The 26,859-nt window shown below is 62.9% G+C and carries 12 protein-coding genes; 5 read left to right on the forward strand and 7 right to left on the reverse strand.

Annotated elements, in window-relative coordinates; all coding sequences use genetic code 11:
* Positions 1 to 155 precede the first annotated feature (155 nt).
* Complete coding sequence (locus tag J5J06_02085) at positions 156 to 5,744, reverse strand: LEPR-XLL domain-containing protein (protein MCO6435859.1); 5,589 nt, start codon at positions 5,742 to 5,744, stop codon at positions 156 to 158.
* A gap of 133 nt (positions 5,745 to 5,877) precedes the next feature.
* Here J5J06_02085 and J5J06_02090 point away from each other — a divergent pair, with 133 nt between their 5' ends.
* Complete coding sequence (locus tag J5J06_02090; protein ID MCO6435860.1) at positions 5,878 to 6,903, forward strand: DMT family transporter; 1,026 nt, start codon at positions 5,878 to 5,880, stop codon at positions 6,901 to 6,903.
* 27 nt (positions 6,904 to 6,930) lie between these two features.
* Here J5J06_02090 and J5J06_02095 read toward each other — a convergent pair whose 3' ends face one another.
* Together J5J06_02095 and J5J06_02100 are read right to left on the reverse strand one after the other, a co-directional pair.
* Positions 6,931 to 9,429: an AAA family ATPase gene (locus J5J06_02095; GenBank protein MCO6435861.1), complete on the reverse strand. Its 2,499-nt coding sequence runs from the start codon at positions 9,427 to 9,429 to the stop codon at positions 6,931 to 6,933.
* A 140-nt stretch (positions 9,430 to 9,569) separates the two neighbouring features.
* Positions 9,570 to 11,402, reverse strand: a complete 1,833-nt coding sequence (locus tag J5J06_02100) for a hypothetical protein (GenBank protein ID MCO6435862.1) — start codon at positions 11,400 to 11,402, stop codon at positions 9,570 to 9,572.
* 254 nt (positions 11,403 to 11,656) lie between these two features.
* On the opposite strand from J5J06_02100, the gene J5J06_02105 reads away from it, so the two are divergent.
* From J5J06_02105 to smc, 4 genes are all read left to right on the forward strand, one after another.
* Positions 11,657 to 13,036, forward strand: a complete 1,380-nt coding sequence (locus J5J06_02105) for an O-antigen ligase family protein (protein ID MCO6435863.1) — start codon at positions 11,657 to 11,659, stop codon at positions 13,034 to 13,036.
* A complete protein-coding gene (locus J5J06_02110) occupies positions 13,023 to 14,201 on the forward strand; it encodes a glycosyltransferase (protein ID MCO6435864.1) in 1,179 nt (392 codons plus the stop codon). Before J5J06_02105 ends, J5J06_02110 begins: the two co-directional genes overlap by 14 nt.
* A 216-nt stretch (positions 14,202 to 14,417) precedes the next feature.
* The gene (locus tag J5J06_02115) at positions 14,418 to 16,328 is read left to right on the forward strand and encodes a hypothetical protein (protein ID MCO6435865.1); all 1,911 of its coding nucleotides are present in this window, start codon (positions 14,418 to 14,420) and stop codon (positions 16,326 to 16,328) included.
* A gap of 218 nt (positions 16,329 to 16,546) precedes the next feature.
* Positions 16,547 to 20,116 carry a chromosome segregation protein SMC gene (gene smc / locus J5J06_02120; GenBank protein ID MCO6435866.1) on the forward strand — a complete coding sequence of 1,190 codons (3,570 nt, stop codon included), beginning with the start codon at positions 16,547 to 16,549 and terminating at the stop codon, positions 20,114 to 20,116.
* A gap of 49 nt (positions 20,117 to 20,165) precedes the next feature.
* Here the strand turns inward: smc and J5J06_02125 are convergent, their stop codons facing one another.
* The 4 genes from J5J06_02125 to J5J06_02140 all read right to left on the reverse strand — a co-directional run bounded on the left by J5J06_02125 (position 20,166) and on the right by J5J06_02140 (position 26,420).
* On the reverse strand, positions 20,166 to 20,702 hold the full coding sequence (locus J5J06_02125) for a type 1 glutamine amidotransferase (GenBank protein MCO6435867.1): 537 nt from the start codon (positions 20,700 to 20,702) through the stop codon (positions 20,166 to 20,168).
* Between the two features lie 14 nt (positions 20,703 to 20,716).
* Complete coding sequence (locus J5J06_02130) at positions 20,717 to 21,769, reverse strand: phosphoribosylformylglycinamidine cyclo-ligase (GenBank protein MCO6435868.1); 1,053 nt, start codon at positions 21,767 to 21,769, stop codon at positions 20,717 to 20,719.
* Between the two features lie 134 nt (positions 21,770 to 21,903).
* Positions 21,904 to 23,328, reverse strand: a complete 1,425-nt coding sequence (locus J5J06_02135; GenBank protein ID MCO6435869.1) for an amidophosphoribosyltransferase — start codon at positions 23,326 to 23,328, stop codon at positions 21,904 to 21,906.
* A 236-nt stretch (positions 23,329 to 23,564) separates the two neighbouring features.
* Positions 23,565 to 26,420, reverse strand: coding sequence for a hypothetical protein (locus J5J06_02140; protein ID MCO6435870.1), 2,856 nt, complete (start codon positions 26,418 to 26,420; stop codon positions 23,565 to 23,567).
* Positions 26,421 to 26,859: the final 439 nt, after the last annotated feature.

The following is a 26,859-nucleotide window of genomic DNA, read 5'->3' on the forward strand; positions in this document are numbered from 1 at the left end:
GGATAGACTGACTCCACATAGGGGATATCTCTCTGTTACTTTTCGGCAGTCTGATGTTGCGCGATAAGCCAGAGCCTCCTGGTTATCGGATGCCGGAGTTCGCGGGGGCGAACAGGATCCCGGGCCCAGACAAAGGTCCGGTATTCGTGCCCTCCTTAGCGCCGCCGCCCCCGTCCTTCCCGCGTGGCGAGTTCTTCATCCTCGCGGCGTAACGAGCCACCGAACCCGCGAATCGCTCCCCACAAGCGGGCGAGAAATCCTCCTGACGCGGCCATAGCAGCCACACCGGATTCGACGGCCTGTCCTTCATGGGGATCGGCGACCTCGCCGACGCTGGAATCGCCAGGTGCGTTGGCGGGAAGAGGCTCGTCGTTGTCGTGACGAGATACGGCCGGACCACCCGGCTCGTCCCGGAAGCGCGCGGTCGAGACGGCGGCATCCTCGACGTCGCTGGATGTCAACTGGGCAGCAGTCGTCGGCGCACCGCTGTTGACTACCGGCGACGCAAACGTCACCTCGTGGAAGACGTCCGCAGCACTCTGGCCGCCGAGCTGGGCGATCTCCACATGATCGGACGGCGTCAGGGGGCTGGAATGATCCACGGCGAATTCGCGCGTCACCTGATAAGCGGTGTCGCCGGGATGCGACGCTGCGAAGTCCGGCTGATCATCTGTCTCCGGCACCGCAAGTTCGACATGTTCCGCAAAGTCTGTCGTCGGATCGAGCACCTCGAGGTGTTCGTTTCCGTCCCACATCGAAGAGGTGGCCGGGGCCCCGGAATCTGATTCGCTTGTCTCAGGACCATCAGCCTGGGGACCGTCGCCGGTCGGTCCATTATCGACGACCGAGGGTGTCGGAGCGACCCGGTCGTGCTTTGCGTCCTCCGTAGTCAAGTCGTGAGTTTCAACAGTGGTATCGGTACTACCGTCCGCATTGGATTGTTCACCATGGACGGGAGTAGTCGTGTCGCCCGGTGGTTCAGTGTCCGGAGCATCGTGAGCGACGTCGTTGCCATCGTTCGCGGAAACCGTGTTGATGCCACCTTGATCGGGGTAAGCATACGGCGTGGACAATGGAGGCGTTTCCTCCGCGACAACTCCCGCATCTTCGGGCGTTTCAGCAGGATGCTGCACGCTGACGATCATTGTATCCACGCTGGTGTTCGTGCCGTCGCTGACGTGCAGCTCGAAGGTCACGTCGCTTCCACCCGCGCCATCCGGAGCTGTAAAGGTCGGGTTGGACGCCGATGCGTCACTCAGGGTCACCGACGGTCCATCCGTCTGGATCCACTGATAGGTGATCGCTTGGCTCTCGGGATCGGTGCCACTTCCATTGAGCGTGACAAGGTCACCTTCACTCACGACCTGGTCCGCCCCGGCATCTGCCATCGGACTTTGATCGACCTCGGCCCCCGGCACATCCATTCCCGCGAGCTGGCTGATCTCCGCGGCGCTCAGCGTTCGATCGTAAACGCGGATTTCATCAAGAGAACCCTGGAAGTAGCTGGTTTCGGGTTGGGCATCGTTGTAATCAACGGTCCGGCCGATGTCGAATAGTGGCGACTGGAACGTACCGGCTGTACCCGCAAAGGTGCTGGAGAGTTCTCCGTCGACATAGACGGCCACCTCGCCCGTATCGGCGTTGCGCGTGAAAGCGACATGATGCCACTCGCCGTCATTGACCGCCTCGGCGCTGCGGGCACCGGTATCGTTACCCACGCCCATGCCGATGCGGCCCTGGTTATCGATGAAGCCCCAGCGAATGTCATTGGTGCCGCCCGACTGCTCATTGCCGATGATCGACGGCGAGTAGTACGACTGTGGCGCGCCCGTCTGCGTTGTGCGTATCCATGCGCTGACCGTCGCGGTTCCGCCAAGTGTGGGGCTCAGATCTTCGTTCAGGTGGATGTAGTCATCCACGCCGTCGAATTCGAGTCCGCCGTTCCACTCCGAGCCCGACATGTTCGTCAGCGTGCCGATCGTACCGCCGACGGAGTCGGCTGCCTCGAGCCCGGCACCCTCATTGAAGTTCCAGTGGCCGACCAGCCCGGCATCGACATTGGGAGTGTCAACGATGGGCGCCGCGTCGTAGCTCAATTCCATCGCACCGTCGGCGAAGATCACCTCCTCCATGTTCGAGTGGTGGATCGTAAAGGACTGGCCGTTGCCGAGATCGACAGTCATTTCACCGGCGCCCATCGTTACAGACGATGAGGCATAGGCGCTCAGGTCGATCGTGTCGTGGTCCTCGTTGCCGTCAAACGTGTAGACGTCGCCATCCTGTGGATTCTCGACCGTGAAGGTGTCGTCGCCGGCTCCGCCGCCGGCCACGTCATTGCCGCCGCCAGCGATGAGCAGGTCGTTACCGGCCCCGCCCTCCATGGCGTCCGTACCGACCCCGCCGTCGAGCACGTCGTTGCCGTCGCCGCCGGAGAGCACATCGTCACCATCTCGACCAATGATGTTGTTGACACCGGTTCCTCCGGTCAGCACATCATTGCCGCTTGTTCCATTCAGCGTCACGCCGCCCAGATTCGTGTTCAGGGCGCGAATCTGCTCGTGTGTGAGTGCGTCCTTCTGGTCGGCGCTGAATGTGTTGAACCAACTCGTATTGGGGATCGTGGCAATCTGAGCGGGCGTCAAATCCGCAATGTGCGATACCGGCACGTACCGGAACTGCCCGTAGGTCAGGTCCTGTACCTGATCCTCCGTCAGCCACTCACGCTGGTCCGGCGTGAGCAGAGAAATCCCCGTACTCGCGACATTCAGCGCCTGAACCTGCGTCTCGTCCAGCGAACCCCGAGCCTCGGCACTCATCGTCCCCAACCAGTCCTGGTTTGGGATCGTCGAAATCTGCTCGGGCGTCAGATATTCGACTTGTTCGGCGTTAACGTACCGGAACTGGCCGTAGGTCAGGTCCTGTACCTGATCCTCCGTCAGCCACTCACGCTGGTCCGGCGTGAGCAGAGAAATCCCCGTACTCCCGACATTCAGCGCCTGAACCTGCGCCTCGTCCAGCGAACCCCGAGCCTCGGCACTCATCGTCCCCAGCCAGTCCTGGTTTGGGATCGTCGCAATCTGGTCGGGCGTCAGGTGGTCGACTTGATCTCCATTCAGGTACTGAAACTGGCCGTAGGTCAGGTCCTGCACCTGATCCTCCGTGAGCCACTCGCGCTGCGCGGGCGTCAGCAGTGAAATCCCCGTGCTGCCGACGTCCAGCGCCTGAACCTGCGCCTCATCAAACGACCCGCGCGCCTCGGCGCTCATCGTCCCCAGCCAGTCCTGATTCGGGATTGTCGCAATCTGGTCGGGCGTCAGGTGGTCGACTTGATCTCCATTCAGGTACTGAAACTGGCCGTAGGTCAGGTCCTGCACCTGGTCTTGTGTCAGCCATCCTCGTTGATCCGCGGTGAGCAGCGAGATGCCTGTGCTGCCGACGTCCAGCGCCTGAACCTGCGCCTCATCAAACGACCCGCGCGCCTCGGCGCTCATCGTCCCCAGCCAGTCCTGATTCGGGATCGTCGCAATCTGGTCCGACGTCAGATAGTCCACCTGATCGGCACTAAGATTCTTGAATTGACTGTAGGTAAGCCCGTGAACGTATGCTTCCTCGGCCGGATCGTGAACGTCGATCTCAACGGTATCGGTATGCGCGGCGCCGCCGGGGTCGGTCACGGTGACTTCGAATGTCAGGTGCGAGATTCCCGTCGTGTCCGGCGCAGAGAAGGTCGGACTAGCCGCCGTCGCATCGCTCAGCGTCACTGTCGGCCCGCCCGTCTGGACCCATTCATAGGTCAACGATTGCCCTTCGGGATCACTGCTGTGCGAGGCGTCAAGCGTGACGGCATCACCTTCGTTGACCGTCTGATCGTCGCCGGCGTGTGCTGTGGGCGCGTCGTCATCGGCATTGACCGTCACGTTCACGGTATCCACGCTCGTGTTCGTTCCATCGCTCACGTGCAGCTCAAAGGTCATGTCGCTGTTGGACACGCCCTCCGGCGCAGTGAAGGTCGGATTCGCCGCATGGGCATCGCTCAGCGTCACTGTCGGGCCGCTCGTCTGGACCCATTCGTAGGTCAGCGATTGCCCCTCGGGATCACTGCTGTGCGAGGCGTCAAGTGTGACAACATCACCTTCGTTGACCGTCTGATCGTCGCCGGCGTGCGCTGTGGGCGCATCGTCAACATGTACCGGCTCAGCGACCGGCCCCATGGCCGCAAGCTGTGCGACCGTCTCAGCGGTCACGGCATGGTCGTAAACACGCAAATCATCGATCTGTCCGGAATAGAGATAATCCGAGCTTCCCGTCCGCTCGGCGCCAACCAAGAAATGGCCGTTGCCGCTGCCGGGATCAACACCGAAGGTCTCCGACTTGACGAGTTCGCCATCGAGGAAGCTCGACATCGTATCGCCTTCGCGCACGATGGACACGTGGTGCCAGTCGCCCTGCACCTCATCGAGATCGATTCCCGTGTCCCAGCGGTTGTTGCCGTTATGATAGACGACAAGATTGCGATCGGCCGAGTTGTCGAATTGCAGGTTGTAGTGATTGGTCAATCCGTCTTCGCTGGTTCGGGTGTAGATCCCCGCCCAGTCGTTTTGCGTGGCCTCGGGATTGATCCACACCGACGACGAATAGTCGCCGCCGACCTGCATGGCGTCGCCGTCCGGGGTTCGCAGCAGGTCATTCTCGCCGTCGAACGACATGGCCCCGCTGCCCACATGGCCGGCCTGGAGTTCATCTCCGTCGGCGCCCTGCCAAGTCAAGTCGTGACCGTTTCCGCTGGCGTCCGTCGTATCACTGTCGAAGGTCCAATGGCCGACCAAGCCCGAATCCAGCGGATCCACGTCAGCTACCGGGTTGACGAGGACATCGACCGTATCCATATGTGACGACGTTCCGTCACTCACTTCAACCTGGAAAGTAAGGGTCGTCGGCGAGTCCACATCCGGCGAGCTGAATGTCGGCGTGGCTGCGGTGTCATCATTCAGTGAAACCGCCGGGCCCGAGGTCTGGGTCCAGTGGAATGTCAGGCTCTGCCCTTCCGGATCGCTGCTGTGCGACGCATCGAGGGTTACAACATGGCCCTCATCCACGGTCTGATCCGCGCCCGCGTCGGCCGTCGGAGCCGCATCGTCGACACTCTCACCACCGTTGAAAACCGGGATTCCCCCCACCGAGCCCGGCGTGTAGGTACCGTCGCCTGTAACGATGCTCTCGATTCCGGAGTGGTTGATGGTGAAAGTCTGGCCTTCACCGAGATCGACCGTCAGCGACGAATCCCCTTCCGTGATCTGGTCGTTGTGGAATCCGGAAAGGTCAAGGGCGTCGTTGCCCTTGCCGCCGGTGACCGTTATGACATCTCCGGCCTGGGCGCCGGTAAACTGGAACGTGTCATCCCCGCCGCCGCCGGAAAGGACGTCGTCCCCGCCACCGGAGATCAGGATGTCATTCCCCTCGTCGCCGAAGAGTTGATCGTGCCCGCCGCCGCCGTCGAGAATGTCGTCACCGATACCACCGTGGAGAACATCGTTCCCGCCATGACCCTCGAGGTGATCCGCCGCATCCGTTCCATCGTGCGTATCGTCCCCATCCGTTCCCACCCACGTTGCTGACAGCAAAATGCGCGGCTCGAGCGTCTCCACACGAAAAGACGGACGACTGGGGTTCCGCTGCTCTTCCGATTCCTTCTTGGATTCTTGGCCTTTTCTTCGATTGTCGCGGTTCTTTGGACGCTTCTTCACGATGGTCTCCATAACACAGACCGGGGCGGATATGGGACTTCCCCGGCCCGGAAACGATGGGTCCACATCGCAAATGTACGAAACAAACTGCGACAATCTGAATCGACGGAATCGGAATTGAACACCGTCCGCCGTGACCCGCGTGCGACGCACCGTCGCGCCGGATTATCAGACCTGCCCGGCGGGCCATATAATCCTCCCCCTGATGGAATCGCATTCCGCAGTGCTGGTTGGATATGCTGCCGGCGTGGCCACGGCCATGCTCTGGACGGCAACGTCGCTGTTCTTCAACGCCGCCGCGCGCCGGCTCGGAGTAACCATCCTCAACACAACGCGCATCGCCTTCGCGATCGTCCTGCTCGGCGTGACACATCGCCTGCTGAACGGATACTGGTTGCCGGACGTGTTGCCCGGACAGGCGGCCTTCCTGGCCATTTCCGGTCTCGTCGGACTCACCGTCGGCGATCAGGCACTTTTCAGCGCGTTTCGCGCCATTGGTCCGCGACTCGCCATGCTGGTCATGACCTCGTCTCCACTCTGGGCCGCGCTGTTCGGCTGGACCGTGCTTGGCGAACGACTGGCGCCGCTTGCGTTGCTGGGCATGGCCATGACCATCTTCGGAATTGTCTGGGTGGTGTTGGAGAGGCCTCGCGTGACGATGGCGGTGCAGTCGCAGGGCCGGATTCGCGGATGCGTCCTCGCGCTGGTCGGCGCCATCTGCCAGGCAGGCGGACTTCTTCTGAGCAAGCAGGGCATGGGCCACGGCTGGCTGCCGCCGGAGGAGCACATCGCGCCGCAAACCGCTACGCTGGTTCGCATGACGTTCGCCGGGCTGGGCATGATTCCCCTCGCGCTCATCCATCATCGCCGCGCGCGACGACCGCAAGGGATTGGCAACTCCCGCGCGGGAAGCATGCGCAGCGGACTCGCCTTCGCCGCGTGCGGCGCCGTCGTCGGCCCCTTTCTGGGCGTATGGATGTCGCTTGTGGCGTCCGACCGAGCCCCCCTGGGCATCGCCCAGACGCTGTGCTCCATGACGCCGATTTTCCTATTGCCCTTTGCGGCTGTACTTCACGGCGAGCGAATTACCGCACGTTCGGTGCTTGGCGTACTGCTCGCCGTCGGCGGCACAGGTCTGATCTTCACTCAGGGTGGTTGATCCAAATGGCCGAAGTCTCCGCGGGACTCAAGATGCTTCATTCGACTCGTCACCGCCCTCCGGCATTTCCGCGTCAGGTTCGGGCGGCGCGAGGAAGTCGCTGACGCTGCGCGTGGCCTTGATCCAGTATTCGAAAGCCTTCGCGGCCGCCACGGACAGGAGTGAATCATCGGGATAAATGCCCTGGACATCCGGTTCGCCGGCTTTCAGACCCGTCAGGATTTCCAGTGCCGCGCGAACGTCTCTCACCGCGTACACGTGAAACCGTCCGTTCCGGCAGGCCTCGACAACGTCCTCGCGCAGCATCAGGTCGTCCGCGTTGGTCTCCGGAACGATTACGCCCTGCGTGCCCGTCAGGCCCAGATCATTGCACGTGTCGAAGAAACCCTCGGCCTTCTCGTTGACCGCCCCGATGGGCAGGATGTTCCCCATCTGGTCGATCGCCCCTGTAATCGCCAGATCCTGCCGCAGCGGCACGTCCGTCAGAGCGCTGAGCAGACAGCAGATCTCCGCCGCGGAAGCCGAATCGCCGTCGATGCCGCCGTAACTCTGCTCGAAGGCGATGCTGGCATGGAACGCCAGCGGATGTTCGGTACGCAGCAGATGCCGCAGCAGCCCGCCCAGAATATAGAATCCCTTGGTGTGAATCGCCCCCGAGAGATCGGCTTCGCGATCGATGTTGATGACGCCGGCCGTACCCGGACCGATCGTTGCCGTGATGCGTGTGGGAAAACCGTACGTCAGCGGACCGGCGTGAATCACGGCCAGTCCGTTCACCTGCCCCACCACCGCGCCGGTAACGCTGGCACGGATCTTCCCGCCGGCCAGAAGTTCCCGGTAGCGCTTTGACGGCAGACTCGCCCGGCGCTTCGAGCGCAAGATGGCGTCCTTCACCTCCGCAGCACCCGCCTGCTTCTTTCCCTCCTTCCGCGCGATGAACGATGCCTCGCGGGCGATGTCCGCCAGACGTCCGAAACGCGTCGTCAGATGCACGCCGCGCCCTGCGATTCGGGCCCCATGCTCGATCAGCGCCGCGACGCCCCCGCGATCAAAGTGCACCAGCCCTTCATCGTGCACGATTCTCGCCAGCACGCCGCCATATTGTGCCATTGCTCTGTCATCGCGTGGTATGGCGCTGTCAAAATCGGCGAGAACCTTGAACAGATGCGGAAAGTCAGGATCGTACCCGTCCAGCAGGTAGTACGTGTCGTATCCACCCAGCAGAACAACCTTCACGTTCACATCAATCGGATCAGGTTTCAGTCCCGGCGTCCACCACGGAAAGACCATCTCCGGAGGCATGATCTCCAGCCGCCCCGTCCGCAACGTCCGGACCAGCACTTTCCACGCACCCGGCTCGCGAAGTACGTCGAGAGCATCCAGAATAAGATACCCTCCGTCGGCGCGAAGGATGGCCCCCGCTCGAATCATCATGTGGTCCGAACGCCCGCGCTCGCGCATATCGAATCGCTGGTCGATCGAGCCGAGTAGATTGCCAATCGTCGGTGTGTTCTCCACGACGATCGGGCACGCGTGGCCCTCCCTGCGGCACAATAGTACATTCACCCCGAAACGTCGTGCCTGCTCCTCGTCAAAGGACACGCCTCGCAGCCGAAGCGTGACCACCTCATCCACTGCCTCGTCCAGGAACGCCTTCACCTCGGGCTGCGAATACTCGGCCGAGATCGACTCCACGTATTCCACGAGCACCGACCGAATCGTCCGCTCCGCGAGCCCGTTCATTGCCTCGACATGGCGCCGGCGCACCTCGTTGACCTGGCGAAGTACCGCTCGGAGTTGCGGAAGAAATGCATCATGCTTCTCCTTGATCTGCTCGGCGTGCTCTTTGGTCACCGCCCCATCGCTTTGCAGTTGTTCCCATTCCTCGGGCGGCACGGGACGGCCTTCCACCGTTGGAAACAGGGCCGCCTGCGCCACCGGCTCCGAAGGGATGCTCACCAGCGCCAATCCCGCCTGCTTAACCGTTTCTTCAAAGGGCTGGGTGATGCGCTCGATCTCCTTCTGCGTAGCCTGCTCCAGCGCCGCCCGGCGCACCTGCATCGGTTCGGAGGTCAGCGTCGGTTCGAGACGGTCGCGGATAAAGTCGACCATTTCGTCGATCCGCCGCTGGAAGGAGCGTGCCTTCCCTCGCGGCAGCGTGATCAGACGAGGACGATCCGGGGACGCGAAATTGTTGACATAGCATCGATCGCTCGCCTCCGGACATTCCAGCCGGGTCTCCTCCAGCAGACCCCGCACCAGGGTCATGCGCCCTGTGCCCGATAGTCCGCGCACGTACACATTCTGGCCCGGTGCATGAATCTCCAACCCAAAGCGCAGCGCCTCGACTGCCGAATCCTGGCCAATCACCCCGATCAACGGCTCGATGTCGGCCGTGGATGCGAACGGAAGCGCTTTCGGATCGCAGGTCCACCGCAGGTCCTTGACGGGCAGTGGCTGGGCGGGCTTGGCCGGGGCGAGAACGATCTCCTGAAACTCGTGCTCAGCGTGGTCGTGCGGGCTCATCGTGGGCTCCGGAGGCGGGACCGCCCAAAGGGTGCGGTACGGAAACGATCGAACGGCGAACGAGAACTCAGCCACGCAGCATCGATTCCAAATCGGGTGAAGTCAAGCAAAGGACTCTGCGCGTTCTCGTCGCCCCGAAGCTATGGCAATTGGGCCGCTCGGGCCGGAACGGCATCGATGACCTGCGACGCCCCGACCGGCGGCGGCTCGACAGACCGCAGCTTCCCTTTTTGGCAGATCAGAAATCGGTAGCGGGGCGTATCCAGGGACTCGGGACAGCTCACGCGAATCGACCGCAGCCCGGCCGTGCCGCCATCGATCGCATCCACGCGGAACAACGCCGTCTCCCAGTGCGTACCCGGCGGCGGCGGATCACCCGATGTCAGGAAGACCGACTCCAGCAGGTGGGTGAGAAACGGTCGATCGAGGGACTCCAATTCAAACGTCCGATCGTCGATCCGTCGCCAGACAAGGCCGCGGCCGCCGTATTGCATCGGCCAGAAGCGCACATCTCGATCGCCCGTCTCTACGACCCATGTGGATATCGCATTGAGCAACACCACGGAATTGGGCGCCTGCAACACGAATACTTCGCGTTGCCCCAGTTTCTCGGGCCCGACCTCCGCGGTGATGACCGCTTCCCGCGTTGCTTCCGTTGCCTTTCCCAACCAGGCCCCGACCGCGAGTTTGGCCAACGCCTGGCCCGGAATCGTAAACACCACGATCATCAACGCGGCGATACGCATCGCCCGACCGTGTCTCGATCGGCCACTCGCCGACAAAACGCCATGGAGGAATATGCCCAGCAAGAGCGAAGCCGGGGGAGACGCTTCGAACAACAAGCGGTCGGAGGTGGGCGCGCCCCCCTGCGGGAGAATCGCCAGCACGAACCACGCGAACAGAAAGGCCGCGTATCGATGTCGCCGCAAGACGCGCCAGAAAACGGCCACCAGAATCATCGAGAAGAGCAGGCAAATCGGGGCCAGCAGGAGCAGCAGGCGGAAGCGCTCCAGAAAGAGATCGGTGCTGAAGAACCCGATCAGGGTGAGCGGAGCCGTAGCCAGCAATACAAGTACGCGCTCAATATACAAACCCGGTTCCAGCCATGGCGTGGTATAGAACAGACCCCGCGCGCCGAAGCCGGCCGCGGCAAGCCCAAGCAGGTAAAGGATCCCCACGGCCAGACTGCACAGCGATGCCGGCCACGAGCCTTTCTGGAGTACCAGGGCCGGTCTCTGCTTCCCCCCGTCCGCAGCGTCGCCATGGAGCCTTTTCCAAGGCAGCGTAGCCAATCCCAGGAGCGGGAACGTCACGATGCCGGACTCTTTGGACATGGTGGCCAGCACGCCCAGCAGACAGGCGACAACCCAACGCCCCCAAAAAAACGGTCGCCCGCGAGGCGGTATCAGTACGAGCAGCGCCCCGATCATGAACATCTGGGCCAAAAGACTATTGCGATTCGCCGGCCAGCCCACGGGCAGGAGCGCTGAGAAACTCGCCGCCATGATCGCCAGCCCGAGCAGGGCAACGCCCCTCCGCTCTGACAGCTTCCGGAAAAGGAAATACGCCAAGAGCAGGTCCAGGGAGAAGAGCAGTAATCCAGCAATGTGATAGCCGACGGCCCAGTTACCCCAGACGGCGTGGTCCAACCAAAGCGAGATACTGGCGACGGGTCGGTAGAAGCGAATCTTCCAATTAGCGGATGTCCACCACGGAAACGTCCCCACTTTCCACATCGATTCGTCCGGTTTGGGGAAGTCGCCAAAGTCGTAGAGACTCCAGGGCCGCATGGTGTCGTGGTCCGTCAGCCCCCTCAGAATGACTTGGTGTCCGTAATCATCCGAGAAAAACCCCCATCCCAATGCTGGGAGATGCGTGGCAACGCCGGCCGTGATAATCAGGATCGGCCAGATCCAGCGCCCGCGCTCGCTCTGCGTACTCAGCAGATGGCTTTGTTTTTGGGATTCCGCCATTTTCGTGTTCAATGCTCGCACCCATGCGGAACCGCCCATGCGGCTCCAGCGGCCCAGCAGGCTAGCGAGCGAAGCCTCCGGCTTCAATCGGTCCCTGGAGACCCGCCAGACGCTCCCACTTTACCGCCGAGGCGTCGCGCTCACCTTCAGATTCGCGGACGCCCGGTCGAAAAGCGTACTGGAGTGACGTTTTCGGACGCGCCGGCGGTACGCGCCCCGTTCCGGACCGCGACTTCCATTGTGCCCCGAAGCCCATGTGGCCACTCAAGTCCATTCTCTTCTTCGTGCTCTTCTGGGCGGCCTGCGTTGCCGCGCTGGTGAACCCCATCTGGGGCGTGGTTAACTACATGATGGTCTACCAGCTTAACCCACCCGCCATGTGGTGGGGACAGCCCCTGGTGGCCACGGGCATGCGCTTCTCTCTCCTGGCCGCCATCTTCACGCTGGCGGGGGTCCTGCTCGCCCGGCGGCGAGTTCCGATCATCCGCCCGGCGATTTCCAGCATTGAGTGGATCATCTTCGGACTGCTGTTCATCGCCGTGCTCAACACGGTGATGGGCACCGGCTTCGGCTTCAGTGCTTCCAGTTCCTTCGAGAAATTCTGGAAGCTGCAGGTCTTTGTGCTGATCCTGGTGCGCCTTGCGACGACGCGCGGCAACTTCCAATTGGCGCTTTGGACCATCGTCGCGGGAAGCTTCTACCTTGGCTGGGATGCCTTCACCGCCCCTGCTCACGCGTTCTCCAAGGGGCGTCTCGAGGTGTTCGGCGGTCCGGACATCGCCACATCCTCCGGCGCCGCGGCCCACCTCACGGCCATGCTCCCGTTGATCGGCGTCGCTTTTCTCATTGCCAGGACCTGGCGGGGGCGGGGATTTGCCCTCGTCGCGGGAGCGTTGACCGTCAACGCGATTATTCTCTGCCGTACGCGGTCGGCATTCGTCGGCCTCATGGCGGGGTTGATTGCGGCCCTCGTGCTGGTGCCCAAAGACATGCGATATCGCCTTCGCGTACTGCTGGTCTGCGGCGGGTTGATGGGCTTCTATCTTACCGACGCGCATTATTGGGAACGCATCGGAACCCTGGCCGATCCTGCCGCGTTGAACCTGGACGCGGCCGCGATGGCCCGCGCCGACATCCGGGCCGCCTCGTTGCAGATCATCGCCGATTATCCGCTGGGCATCGGGCTGGGCAACTTCCCCAACGTCATCGGTCAATACGCTCCGGCTTACAGTGGTCGGGCGCCGCACAACACGGTCGTCATGTGCGCGACCGAACTGGGCATTATCGGCTGCGTGCTCTTCTTCTTTATCCTTGTCGAATCACTCCGCCTGGCCTACCTCAATTACCGGCTGGCTCGATTCACGGAACACGGCACGGAGCATCGAATCATCGCCTATGGCCTGCTCGTCGCGCTGATTACGTATTTCGTCTCCGGGTTGGGAACGGACCGGTTCACCTGTGAATCATTCTGGTGGATCATCGTGCTTCCGTTGTGTCAACGACGTGTCATCGCCAACGAGATCCGCGCACTTGCAGCCGATCCGGCGGCCGAAGAACCGTTGCTGGCTTCAACCGCGACATCGCCGTTCCCCGAGTCCGCATATTCCCCGGGTATTCGCTATGGCGCCGCTTGAACCGCGAACGCCCCTGATCTGCCACGTCATCCACACCCTTGAGGGTGGAGGAACGGAACGCATGCTCGTCCACCTGCTGCGCGAGTTCGACCGCAGCCGATTCCGGCACGCCGTCGTAACCTTGCGTCACGCCGGCAATCTGTCTGCTCGACTGCCGGACGACGTTCCGTGTTTTCCGATGCACGCGCGGGGAACGTCCCGTTTGGCCTGGTGGAGACTCGCCCGACACTTGCGACAGCTGCGGCCGGCCGTGCTTCATGCCAGGGGCATCGGGTGTTGGGCGGACGCGATCGCCGCATCACTTCTGATGCGGCGGTGCCGACTGCTGCTCGGATTTCACGGAACGGATCGCGCCGCTGACCTGGACATCCACGAAGAGCGCAAAGCGCGACTTGGCCGATGGTGCGGCGCTCACTTCGCGACGGTGGCCCAATCAGGCGCCAGGTTGCTCGCGCGCCGCGCGGGGATACCAGCGGATCGTATTGCCGTACTGACGAACGGTGTCGATCCGGAGGGTCATGCGACGGACAGCCGCGTCCGTCATGCCTTGCGCAACCAATTGGGTTTGCCGAGCGAAGCAGTGCTCTTCGGAACCGTCTGCTCCTTGTCATGGATCAAGGGACCGGATCAACTCCTCGAAGCCTTCACGTCAGCCTCCGGTAATCCGGAAACGCATCTTGTCTTGGTGGGCGACGGGCCCATGCGTCCCGAGCTGGCGTTTCGCTCCGCACAATCGGGGATCGCCGGGCGCGTGCATTTGGTCGGCGCGCAGAATGACGTGTGGAAGTGGCTCTCCGCTATGGATGTGTTTGTCTGCCCCAGCCGGTCCGAAAGTCTCAGCAATGCCCTGCTTGAAGCACTTGCCGCCGGAAGCCCCGTCATCACGACGGACGTCGGCGACCACGCTCTCGTCGTTCGCGATGGCTGCGAAGGAAGAGTCGTTGCAGCCGGGGATATTGCCGGGCTTGCGGCGGCGATGCTCGAAATCGCCGAGGACAGCGGTCTTCGGGCGCGCATGGGCCATGCGGCCCGACAGCGGGCGGCCCATTACTCTTTCCGAGCTTGTTTGCGCAACTATGAGCAGCTCTACAGAAGTCTCACGACGGGTCCCGGGCCCCGGGTCGCCAACGACTCGAACAGAACGCCGGTGCTGTGGGTCCGGTAATATCGGTGCCGCTCCTTACCAAGGTTCGAGTCTCCTCGCGTACAAACCCGCGGTCAGACCGGATTACCGGAATCCCGCGTTCGGCACCTTAAGCGATCCCTCCACCCGTCCGAAAAAACTCACAGTGGTACAGGTGCGCCGACCGTTCGTAACACCACCGGTCGACGTTGCGGACCGGCGGGGACCGGTCCGAAAAGAACCGATCGAGTCTGAAACGTGAACAAACCCGCTGACATGCCTCCGACCGCGCGACCACCCGTCGCTCCTGCTACGGCGCGCCCGGAAGGCGCCCTTAACGATGACCGTCCATTTGCCGAGATTCGCCGCAACCTGCACGATCTTCTGCGGATCATCTCGCTTCATCGCTGGGCCTTCTTCGTGCCCTTCTGCCTGGTCACGAGCGCGGCATTCCTGCTGAGTCTTCGCTACCCGCGAACGTACTCGGCCTATACGTCATTCGAGAGGCAGAACGATCCACTGATCATGGAACTGCCCGGAGCACCGCGCACCGACTCCCTCAAGGTCTACACGAACGCGCTGGAGCGCGAGCTGACATCAGCAAGCGGACTGATGGAGATCGTCGAGGGGATGGACCTTATTGACCCGGCGTTTCGCAATCCCGACGGAACATGGTCACCGGCCGGCCTCCAGCGCCGCGCCGCCCTGGCGTCCGCACTGGCACCGACCATCACCATCACGACGGGATCACCCACTCAGCATCTCGATATCATCCAGCTCCGCTACAACGGCCCGGATCCTACGATCGGCCCGCGACTGCTCGATGAGCTGAAAAAGACGTACATTCGCAAGAGCCTGCACTGGACCCACGATTTCCTCGAGCGCCAGCGGGCCTACCTCCAACGCGAGGCCGACGCCGCAAGCGAGGAACTGAAGGGCGCGAGACGAGAAGAAACCGCGTGGCGACTGGCCAATCCACACGTGAACATCGAAGACCCAGGCGCTCTTGCGGCCCAGATCGAGCAGCTGGAGCTGTCCCGCCGGGAGCTGATCCTCCAACGACGGGAGCACGAATCGCAGTTGGCGGCCTACCAGCAGCTCCAGGCCGATGCCACAGCACCACCGGAGGCACCGCCATCCGTTGGTCCAATGCCGCTGCCACCGGCCCGCAGCACTGCCTTGGAGGACGCCGAAACGTCGCGATTGAAGAAGGAGCTGGCCGACCTCGATTCGAGGATCGAGGACCTCCGCGTGACGCGGGGAATGACTGATCTGCACCCTGAAATCCAGAAGCTGCGCGAGACACGCGACGCAACCCTGCGGATGCTCGACCGGCAGCAGGAATCGCTGGTGGAAGTGGCAATGACGCCGAGCGGACCGGGTGCTCGTGAAACGGCGAGTGCCGCGTCGCGAAACCCGGCTCTCGACCGCTTCGTCGTGGAAATCGCCGCGGAGCGGTCCAAGCTCGCCAATCTCGCCATTTCCATTCAAACGGTCGAGGACAAGATCGCCAGCCTGAAGCAGGCCCGCTCGGAACTCTTCCAGCGGCAGGAGGAGTTCGCAGACGTGCAGGAGCGCGTCGTACTCGCCAGTCGAAGGCATCAGCAGGTGCTCAATTCCATCGCCGCCGTCGAGCCCGCTATCCAGGCGGTGGAGGCCGGACATTTCCTCCAATTCAGCCCCGGCGAGCCTGCCCGCGGGAGCGTCATTCCGGTCAATCCGAAATCGACGACAATCCTGCTCCTGGCGGTCCTGGCGGGCATTGCCGCGGGGACCGTCTTCACCGTTCTTGCCGAAGTCTTCGACAATGTCTACCGAAGCTCGACGGAAGTGGCCCGCAGTCTGGGCCTGCCCATTCTGGATTCCATCGACGAGATCATCACGTCGGCCGATCGACGCAAGCGGATCCTTACCCAGTCCGTGCTGTCACCCATTGTCGTGACCTGTTTCCTGGTCATTACTCTCTATACCGGAACGATGGCCTACCTGAGCATTCAGAACCCCGGCTCGTTCAAGCGCCTGAAGCGCATCCCCGAGGCGGCCATGCGCCTGCTGTCCGACGCGGGGGACGCCCAGCGTCACGAGCCAACGCAAGCGGCCGAGGCGTCCGACGAGGCGCTTCCGCCTCCCGTGGACAAGGCTCTTTCGGCCCGCGATTTACCTGCCTAGCCCGCGTGGCGACCGGACGAAACCGCACCCGCTTCCAAAGCCACTTCCCCTGTTTCCCGAGCGCGTCCCGGGGGTCGATGCCTTCACGTTTTCCTGTAGCCGGACCCGATGATTCATGGTAGGTTTTCCGCTTGGCCGCGGCGCCTGTACGAGCGGCGCTGGAGGAGAACCGTCGCCACGGAAGGCGGATTTCGTCACAGGGAGGTGGCACAGACCCCATGTTCCTCAAGCGTATTACCGTTGCCGGGTTCAAGAGCTTCTGCGACCGGGTCGATTTTGACTTCGGTCCGGGGATCACGTGCATCGTCGGCCCGAACGGCTGCGGCAAGAGCAACGTCGTCGACGCGTTCAAGTGGGTACTCGGCGAGCAGTCCGCACGGTCGCTTCGCGGCCGGCAGATGCTGGACATGATCTTCAACGGGTCGAGTTCGCGGAAGAGCAGCAGCGTCGCCCAGGTCGACCTGGTATTCGACAACCGCGACCACACCCTCCCGGTCGACCACGAGGAAGTCACCGTTTCGCGAAAGCTCTACCGCTCGGGGGAAAGCGAGTACCTGCTCAACCAGCAGCCAACGCGCCTCAAGGACGTGCGCGAGCTCTTTCTGGACACCGGCGTCGGAGTCGAGTCCTATTCCGTAATCGAACAGGGGCGGGTCGACGGTCTGCTTCAGAGCAGTCCGGCCGATCGACGCGCCATCTTTGACGAGGCCTCGGGGATCAGCAAATACAAGGCTCGCCGCAAGGAAGCCGAGCGCAAGCTGGAACGCGCCGAGCAGAACCTCCTCCGCGTCGCAGACATTATCGAGGAGGTCGAGCGACGCCTTCGAAGTGTGAAGATCCAGGCGGCCAAAGCCCGCAACTACCGAGAATACGAACAGCGACTCAACGAGCTCCGCTCGGCCTACGCCATGGCGGAGTTTCACCGTTTCACCCTGGAACTTCAGCGTCTGGCGGGTGAAGTAGCCGATGCGGAGGACCGGACGACCGGCCTGCGGGCGGACATTGACCGTCGCGAGACGGAGAGCCTCACGGCATCCGCCCGGCTGGACGAGCTGATGCAGGAAATCAGCCGGACCGAAGCCGAGCTGGTCGCTGGAAAGTCCTCGTTGGCCGCCCAGCAGGAGCGCGTGGAATCGGCCCGCCGCCGCCGCGAGGAGCTCGCCGGACAGCTCGAACAAACGGAACAGCGTCGCGAGGCCGATGCCCGGCGCATCGCCCAGCAACAGGGCGACATCGTCGCCGCGCGGATGCTTCTTTCAGACCTTGAGTCCGAATCCGAGCGAATCAGGGGGCGTATAGCCGAGGCCGACGAGCAGGACCGGGCCCACGCCCGCACACTCAGCCAGGCACAAGCCGTGCTCGAGGACGAGAAATCCGGCATCATTGAACTCGTCCGCCGCAGCGCCCAGACCCACAACGAGATCATCCGCCTCAACACCCACCACGATTCCCTGGTCGGTCAGCAGGGCCGCCTTCAGGAACGCGACGTCCAGATCCGGTCGGAACTGGAGGAATTGCTCCAGCGCAAGTCCGCTCTCGAGCATCGTTCCCGCGAAGTGGAAGGCCTGATCGAAGAACAAACGCGGCGACTCGAGGAGAAGAAGATCGCCGCCCACCACGCTCGCGAACTGGTGGGTCGCCTGGCCGAAGAGCTGGCTGAATCCAAGGAACGGCGCAGCGCCCTGACCTCGCGACGCGAGGTGCTGGAAGATCTTGAGCGGAATATGGAAGGTGTCGGCGCGGGCGTTCGCCGGATCCTCGACGAGAAGTTGCAGAGCGCGGATTCATCGACTTTGGACTGGGCCGCCGGCCTCGTCGCCGACGTCTTTCAAACCGACGTAAGCCACGCCCGCATCATCGAATCCGCCTTGGGCGACTGGGATCAGTATCTGGTCGTTCGGGAAAGCGGCGCGTTTCTTTCGTATATGGCCGGTCACGGGGAGCCGCCCGGACGGCTCACGGCGCACTGCCTCGATCTGCTCCCTCCCATCATTAACGATCCACAGAGCTACGACAACCGTGAGGGATTCGTCTGCCGGGCGATTGACCTCGTCCGCTTTCATGCCGATTTCGAGCCCCTGGCACGCCATCTTCTCGGACGTACGATTGTCGTGGAGCGACTGGATCACGCTTTGGCGCTCGCCAGGGAGGACATCACGGGGCATCGCTTTGTGACGCTCTCCGGCGAGCTGGTCGAGCCGGACGGCCGGATCGCGGTCGGCCCGCCCACCACCGCCGCCGGACTCATTTCCCGCAAGAGCGAGCTGCGCGACATTGAACTCCAGCTCGCCATCCTGGCTGAACGTATCACCTCACTCGCAGACCAGCTCGAACGTGCCCGCACCGAGCTCGACCACCTGGACGGCGTGCAACAGGAACTCCGCACCGCGATCTATGAGCTGAGCACGGCCAAGGTCGAAGCGACCACGGCTCAGGAGAAGATCGGCGAAAGCGTCACGCGACTTACCGAGGAGCAGCCGCTCATCGCCCACGAAACGCAGATGCTGGAGCAGCAGATTCGCGAGACAATGGAACGATCACAGCAGAGCGGCCGGTCACTCGAGGCCATCGAGCGGGAAAACGCGGAGCAAGAGGCGCGCATCGCCGAGCACCAGAACCGGATCGACAGCATCGTTGCCGCGCGCCGCGAGATCCAGGACCGCCTCACAACCGCGCGAGTCGAAGCGGGGCAGATCGCCGAACGGCAATCGGGAGCCAAGGAGCGCATCGCCGCACTGGAGCGCAGCCTCAGGGAGCTGGAAAACGCCCTTGCGGCGGCGACGCAGGAAATCGAAAGCTGTCGGCAGCGAATGACGGAAGCCGAGTCGACGGCGACAGCGGGAGCGGAGCAGATCGCCCGACTTCAGGCCGATGTGGAGCGCCTCGAAGACACGATTCAGCGCCTCCGCCGGCAGCGTGACGACCTCCGTCTCGAAATGGACGCCCGTGCCCACGAGATCCGCAATACGCGCGCCGCGCTCGCAACGGCCGAGGCCGAGCTGCATGAACGACAGCTCTCCCTTGGGCAGACGACGGTCCGCCGCGACGATCTCGTCACCCGCGTCCGCGAGGAGATGAGCATCGACCTCGCAGAACGCTACGCCGAGTATGAGCACACCGAGCAGGATTGGGCCGAAGTCGAGGCGGAGATCAACGAGCTTCGCCAGAAGATGAGCCGCCTGGGCAACGTCAACCTCGATGCGATCACCGAACTCGAGGAGTTGGAGCAGCGCCACGGCTTCCTCGCGACGCAGCGCGATGACCTCGTCGAATCCCGGCGGCAGTTGCAGCAACTGATCGAGCGGCTCAACGAGGAATCCAAGGATCGCTTCGAATCCGCATTCAACCAGATTCGCGAGCACTTCCGGGCCATGTTCCGCAAGCTCTTCGGCGGCGGCAAGGCCGACATCGTCCTCGAGAACCCGGAAAGCATGCTCGAGTCCGGCATAGAGATTGTCGCCCAACCGCCGGGCAAGGACTTGCAGGTCATCTCCCTTATGTCCGGCGGGGAGAAGTCGCTCACGGCCATCGCCCTGCTCATGAGCATCTTCAAGATCCGCCCCGCCCCCTTCGCCATCATGGACGAAGTGGACGCCGCGTTGGACGAAGCCAACAACGAACGCTTCAACCGCATCGTCAGAGAATTCTGCAGCGAATCGCAGTTCATCGTCATCAGCCACTCCAAGTGGACGATGAACATCGCCGACCGCCTCTACGGCATCACCATGCAGGAACCTGGTGTGTCGACCCGTGTGAGCGTGGAATTGGCGAAGGCGGCGGTCGCGTAAGCAATCGAAAGGCGTGCCACTGCTCTCGAGAAGTGCCCTTTTCCGCAATTCACGGGCTCTTCTTCAGCGCGGCGATGATCGCTCGACAGAAATCGGGCAGATCGTCCGGACTCCGGCTGGAGATGAAGTGCCGATCAACGACAACCGCTGCGTCCTCCCACGTGGCCCCGGCGTTGACCAGATCGTCCTTGATGCCCCGCGATCCGGTCACACGAACGCCGCGATACACGCCGGCCGAGATGGGAATCCACCCGCCGTGGCAGATCGCCGCAATGAGCTTGCCCGCCTCGTGGAATGAACGAACCAGCGACAGCACCTTCTCGTCGCGGCGGAGCTTATCGGGCATGAATCCACCGGGAACGACCAGGCCGTCGAAATCCTCGGCGCGAACCTTGGCAACAGATGCGTCCGATCGACACGGATACCCGTGCTTGCCGGAGTAGCGCGCATCCGCTTCAGAACCTGCCACGACGACCTCGGCCCCCGATTCGGACAGTCGGAGCTTCGGATACCAGAGTTCCAGATCCTCGTATTCGTCGCCCGCAAAGATCAGAACTCGACGTCCCTGAAGTGGTTGCTGGCTCATGCGTAGCTCCTTGCTTAAACGAGCCGCACGCGTCGCGACCCGCGAGATACCTTGCCGATAACGATGCCCTCTTCGCCCACTCGCTTCAGCGATCGCAGCACGCCCTTCACGAACGCCGGCCGGACGATGAACACGAATCCGATCCCCATGTTGAAAACCTTGAACATCTCCGCCCGCGAAACGCCAAGCTTCTGAAGGAATGGGAAGATCGTCGGCGGCGTCCAGCTCCGCCGCTCGATCATCGCTTCACAGCGCGGCGGCATGATCCGGCCAACGTTCTCTTTCAGCCCGCCGCCGGTGATGTTCGCCAGACCCGTAACCACGCGCTTCCGCCGATAGCTCCGCAGCACGGCCTGCACGGCACGCACGTAAATCCGCGTCGGGCGAAGCAGCACGTCACCCAGCGGAGCGTCCAGCCCCGGATACGTCTCGGCCAAGTTGATGCCGCTCGAAGCAATCAGTTTACGCACCAGAGTGTAGCCGTTGGAATGAACGCCGCTTGAAGACAATCCTACAAGCAGGTCACCGGGGCGAATTCGTGACCCGTCAATCACGCGCCCCTGCTCGGCCACGCCAACGGCAAAACCGGCCATATCCAGTTCGCCTTCGCGGTACAGGTCGGACATCTGCGCCGTCTCGCCGCCGAGCAGCGCGCAACCCGCCTGGCGGCAGCCCTCCGCGATCCCTTCCACCACGGCCAGAAGTCGCCGCGGCTCCAGCTTGTTCACCGCCAGATAATCCAGAAAAAACAGCGGTTCACCCCCGCAGGCAACGAGATCATTCACGCTCATCGCCACGAGATCAATCCCGATCGTCTCCAGCCGGTTAAGTTGCAGCGCCAGCAGGATCTTCGTACCGACACCGTCCGTGCATCCCAGGAGCACCGGACGGCGATAATTGCGGCGGAAGAGCTGTTCGTCGTAATCGAGCCGGAACGCCCCGGCAAAAAGCCCGTGCGGCATCTTCGGAACGCGCGGGCCGTAGGTGCTCCGCATCGCCGATTCGATGGACTCGACCCAACGGACCTTGGCGTCGATGTCCACCCCGCTTTGCTTGTAGCTGATCAAGACGGTCGTTCCGTTGGGGTCATTAGCGCCGGATGCGCCATGAGCAGGAAGCTTCCGAGCAGGGCTCCCGATACCGCGCCGGCACTCGGGAGGATTCTACACTGGACGAAATCCGACCGTCAGCCGAACCGACGTCAGGTGAACATCCGAAGCTGAACGCGCTCCATCGCGAACTTCTCCACCGGTTCGTCCACGTCCATCGGGTACTCCCCGGAGAAACACGCCGAACAGTACTTCTCCCTCGGCATCTGCACGCACGAGAGCATGCCCTCATGCGAAAGATAGTGCAGCGAATCCACCTTGAGATACCGGCGGATGTCGTCCACGCTCCGGCCGTTCGCGACCAGATCACGCTGATCGGGGAAGTCGATGCCGAAATAACAGGGGTGGCGAATCGGCGGGCTCGCCACGCGGAGGTGGATCTCGGTCGCGCCGGCCGCACGCAACGCCCCGATTTTCAGTCGCGTCGTCGTTCCTCGGACGACCGAGTCTTCCACGACGATCAGGCGCTTCCCCTTCACTGCGTCCTTGATCACGTTCAACTTCATTTTCACCGCCAGATCGCGACCCGCCTGCGTGGGCATGATGAACGATCGTCCGGTGTAATGGCTGGTGGTGAAAGCCCGGCCGTAGCGTATCCCACTCTCCCGCGCGTAGCCCACGGCCGCGCACGTCGCACAGGTCGGAATGGGCACGACCAGGTCGGCATCGACCGGCGCCTCTCGAGCCAGCTGTGCTCCCAGCGCCACGCGCACAAGATGGACATTCTCACCGAAAATATTGCTCGAAGGATCGGCAAAGTAGATATGTTCGAAAATGCACGCCGCGCCGCGCCCATTCGACGGGCCGCTGAACTGTCGGCTGCTCAGCCCCTCCTGCGAGACCGTCACCACCTCACCCGGCTCCACGTCCCGCACATACGCCGCATCCACCATGTCCAGGGCAATCGTCTCCGACGCCACGACCGTTCCCCCACCCTGCGTCTGCCCGATGCACAACGGGCGGAAGCCCAAGGGATCACGCACGGCCACCAGCCGATCCGGAAAGATAAACAGGAGAGAATAGGCGCCCTGGAGATGATTCAGCACATGGTCCAGCGGGTGCTCGTGCTGCTGGAGCTCCGGCTTGGCCAGCAGGTGGATGATGACCTCCGTGTCGCTCGTGGTCTGGAAGATATTGCCGACTTCCTCGAAGCGACGACGCAGCAGGGCGGCGTTGATCAGGTTCCCGTTGTGGGCCAGCGCCACCTGTCCGCCCGCAAACGAGAACAGCAGCGGCTGCGCATTCACCGCCGTCGGGGAACCGGTGGTCGAGTAGCGCACGTGTCCTATTGCCGCGCGCCCCGGAAGCCGTTCGATTTCGGTGCCCTGGAATACCTGGCTGACCAGTCCCACCCCGGCGTGTCGATACAGGGCGCTGCCGTCGCTGGAGACGATCCCGGCCGATTCCTGTCCCCGATGCTGGAGGGCGTGAAGTCCGAGGCGCGTCATCTGCGCAGCGTGGGCGTGCCCGAACACACCGAACAGTCCACAGTGATGAACAATGCTGGAAGCCGCCAAGAAGTAGACCCTCGCGGGTGGGAGTCAGGTATCCTCTGGAGTCTAAGTAGGCGGAAACACGGGGTCAAACAGACCGGGCATGGGCCGGCTGACCAGCGCTCCCGGCCGGTGACCTTCGACGCTTCCGCCCCCAATAAAATAGGGCGGTGCATGGCAGGATTCACCATGCACCGCCCCGTGATTCTACCCGCGGGAATCAAGGGCATTCCCGGGGGTTAAGACCAGTCCGAACCGTCTTAGCGGCTCGTTCCGCGGGTCTTGACGCCGCGATCCATGACCGGCGTGGGATCGACACCCTGCATGAACAGGGCCATGTCGTCCATGTCGATCACACCATCGCTGTTGAGGTCGGCGCTCGCCATGTCGCCGAGACCCATCGCCCGCAGTTCCTTCACCGTGATCGACGTGCGCGGTGCATCGACGCCAGCCGTCGGCGCCGGGCAGCAGCAATCCTTGCTGTTCGCAAGGAAGTTGTCGAGCACGAACGAGAAGTCGACCGCGTCCACCAAGCCGTCAGCATTGATGTCACCGTGCGGACCGGCTGCGGTGCAGGTCTGCAGGTCACACGCCGTGCTGCCGTTCGGCGGGTACGACTTATCGTTGGCGATTTCGCTCATCAACATCACGTAGTCGAGAATGTTGATGACGTTCGCATCGCTGAAGCCGATACCAGGCTTCCAGGCGTCAAGGTTACCACCCTGCAGCCAGTTGCCGCCGAGCAGCGGATCACCCTTGTACACCAGCTCCCACGGACCCGAACCATCGCAGGTCGGCGTCGCACAGGCACGCAGCGTGTGCAGGATGTCCTGCGCGGCCACGCAAGCATAGTTCTCCTTCGTGATCTTCAGCGAAGCCTTGCCGTGATCATCGAAGTTCAGCGGACCACCGAACGTGATCGTCTCACACACCGTCTCCGGCGTGCTCGAGCAGTCGGTGTACAGATCGAAGTTGATGCAGCGCTCGAAGGTCGGCGCCACCATCTCGGGCGAGAGGTGCACCTCGACATCCAACGCGTGCTGCGAGGAAACGGCAACCGTCCAGACGTTCGTCACGGAGTCACCGCAGCTATCCGTCGCGGTGCAGGAGAAGAACGTCGTACCCTGCGGCAGCGCGCCACCGTTCAGGATGGTGCTCTGGCTGATCGGCAGGCCGCCATCATGCTCGGCCACGCAATCCACCGCCACCGGACCGTCGCAGAAGTCCTCGGCAACCGGCGCCGCCCACGTGGTGTGGTACTGCGTCGAATTGCAATCCGGGTTGAACGAGCCGCCATCGGGCGTGGTGAGCGTCAGCTCGCCGTTACCCTTGACCAGCTTGCTGCAACCACAGGAGGCCAGCGGGACGCGGTTGCCGTCGGTGTTCGACAGCAACGTGTTCCGCGGGTTCTCGCTGATCAGGCAGATATCGCAGGCATCGCAGTCGGCCGTCTTCACGAACGTCAGGCAGGCCATGTCGGCCGGACCCGTGTCGAACGCGATCGGGCTGCCCGGCATGGGCACCGCGCTGCTCACCGCGTAGAAGATGCGGCCGGCGGCCTCATCCACCTCGACGGTGACGACGTTATCAAACACGCTGCCATCGCACGGAGCGATCGACTGGAAGTCCAGGCAAGCCGGGTCATAGTCCAGCAGGAACTGACCACCGGCAACCTGTTCCGAACCGGCACCGATGTGGATCGTGGCATTCACGGTCTCGCCGAACTCATAACAGTTCGGATCGGGCGCCGTACCCGGGGTGAACTCCACGCACAGCGGCGTGTCTTCCGAGCACTCGCAGAATCCGGTGTCGAGATTGCAACCGCTCGACGGATCGGGGCACTGCGAATCATCGGAGCAGGCGATCGCGTTGATGTCCTCGCCCGCGCACGAGCCGTCAGCCTGGCAGGTGTCATTGATGAAGCAGCCGCGGCCGTCATCGCAGGAACCACCCTCGTTGACCGGGTTGCTCGCCGTACCACGACCATCACCGGCGTTCGGGCCCGGAGGCGTGATCGAGCAAGTGTCAAGCGTGCACTGGTCGCCGTCCACCGGGTTGGTCTTCGCGCCGGTCGCCGGATCGCAGCACTGCGTCTGCGTATTGAAGTTCACCGTGTTCACGCACTGACCAAGAGTCGCACCCTGCGGAATGTTGCAGACGTCCGTCGTGCAGGCGTCGGCGTCGTCGCAGGCGGCGTTGTTCGGGCAGCCTTCGCAAACGTCGGGGTCACCGTTGGCGTTGTTGTCAGCGCAGGTTTCGCCTGCACGGAACAACTTGGGCGACTGGCACGTCGCGGACGTGGCATTCTCGGTACAGGTACCGGCCGAGAAATCACAGCAGGCACCGGTCGGGATGATGATCCGGCCGGGGCTGACAAAGTCGAACGAACCCGTCGCCGGGCCGTACGGAATGTCCAGAACGTTGTCGTCAGCGGCATACGTCGACAGCGGGTCCTTCACGAAATCGATCGTGTAGGTACCGGCGGCAGCCACCGGAACGGCAAACTTCGTCGTCGCCATGTACTCATTCGTGCCGCCGAACGTCGAACCGCCCGACTGCGACACAACCACAAACTCATAATCCGGGATCAGGAACGCCACGGCCGTCAGAGGCGCGGCTTCCTGAAGCACGAAACGCGGATTACCCACGCAGGGGCCGTCGCCAGGATCACCCGCGTTGCAGGCAGCCTGACCGCTGGCCGGGGTACCCGGCGAGGGGCAGCCCGGACGACCGCTGAACAGGCAGATCTGGGTGGCCTGATAGGCACCCTCGGTCTGCGTGCCCGCACCCGTACCCGCAATGCCCTGGTTCAACCAGGTGAGGGGGGCGCCGACGCCGGAGGCGAATCCGGTCGTGGCGTCGACCTTGCAACCGGCCGTGCCCAGCAGCAGGCCCGAGTTGCTCCACGACATGATAATCTCGAACTCGACGGTCACGCCGCCCGCCGGGATGGTGATGTCGTTACCAGCGATCACCGTGCCCGGAGGGTTACCGCCGACCACGCCGACGGGGACCAGGTCGAGCGTCGCCGACCGCTGGGCATTCGCCCCGGCCGCCGCCAGCCCGAGAACCGCGATGCTCACCAGGGAGCACCTACACATCTTGCCAAAACTCATCTTCCGTACCTCCAAAAGTTCAGGGACACAATGTTCTACAAACGCCCTCAGACTCAAAAACTGTTCTTCCCTCTCCGCACCGTTCCACACGCTTCCGCGGCAATCTTCGTCCGTACCGGACCGCCCCGCAAGCTGTGAACGGGACCTCTTTCCTTCCTACCCTCCTTCCGGTTTCCTGACCATCGTTTTTCCGTACCTCACAACACACCCGTTAGACCTGACGATTCGTATGTGCACCCCCGAGGCGGGGCGGGCGAGTGCCCGCCCCGACCCGAAGGATTACTCCAAGGCTTACGGATTCAACGCGGACTGCAGCGGCGGCGTCGGACACAGCGCCGGCGACGGAGGCGTCGGCGCGTGAATCGTCGTCGGCGTCTGCGGATACGCGTACGGATAGAACTCCTTACCCGATCCAACGCTGAACGCGTTCACCACACGC

Source organism: Phycisphaerae bacterium (genome assembly GCA_024102815.1).
Lineage (GTDB): Bacteria > Planctomycetota > Phycisphaerae > UBA1845 > UBA1845 > JAGFJJ01.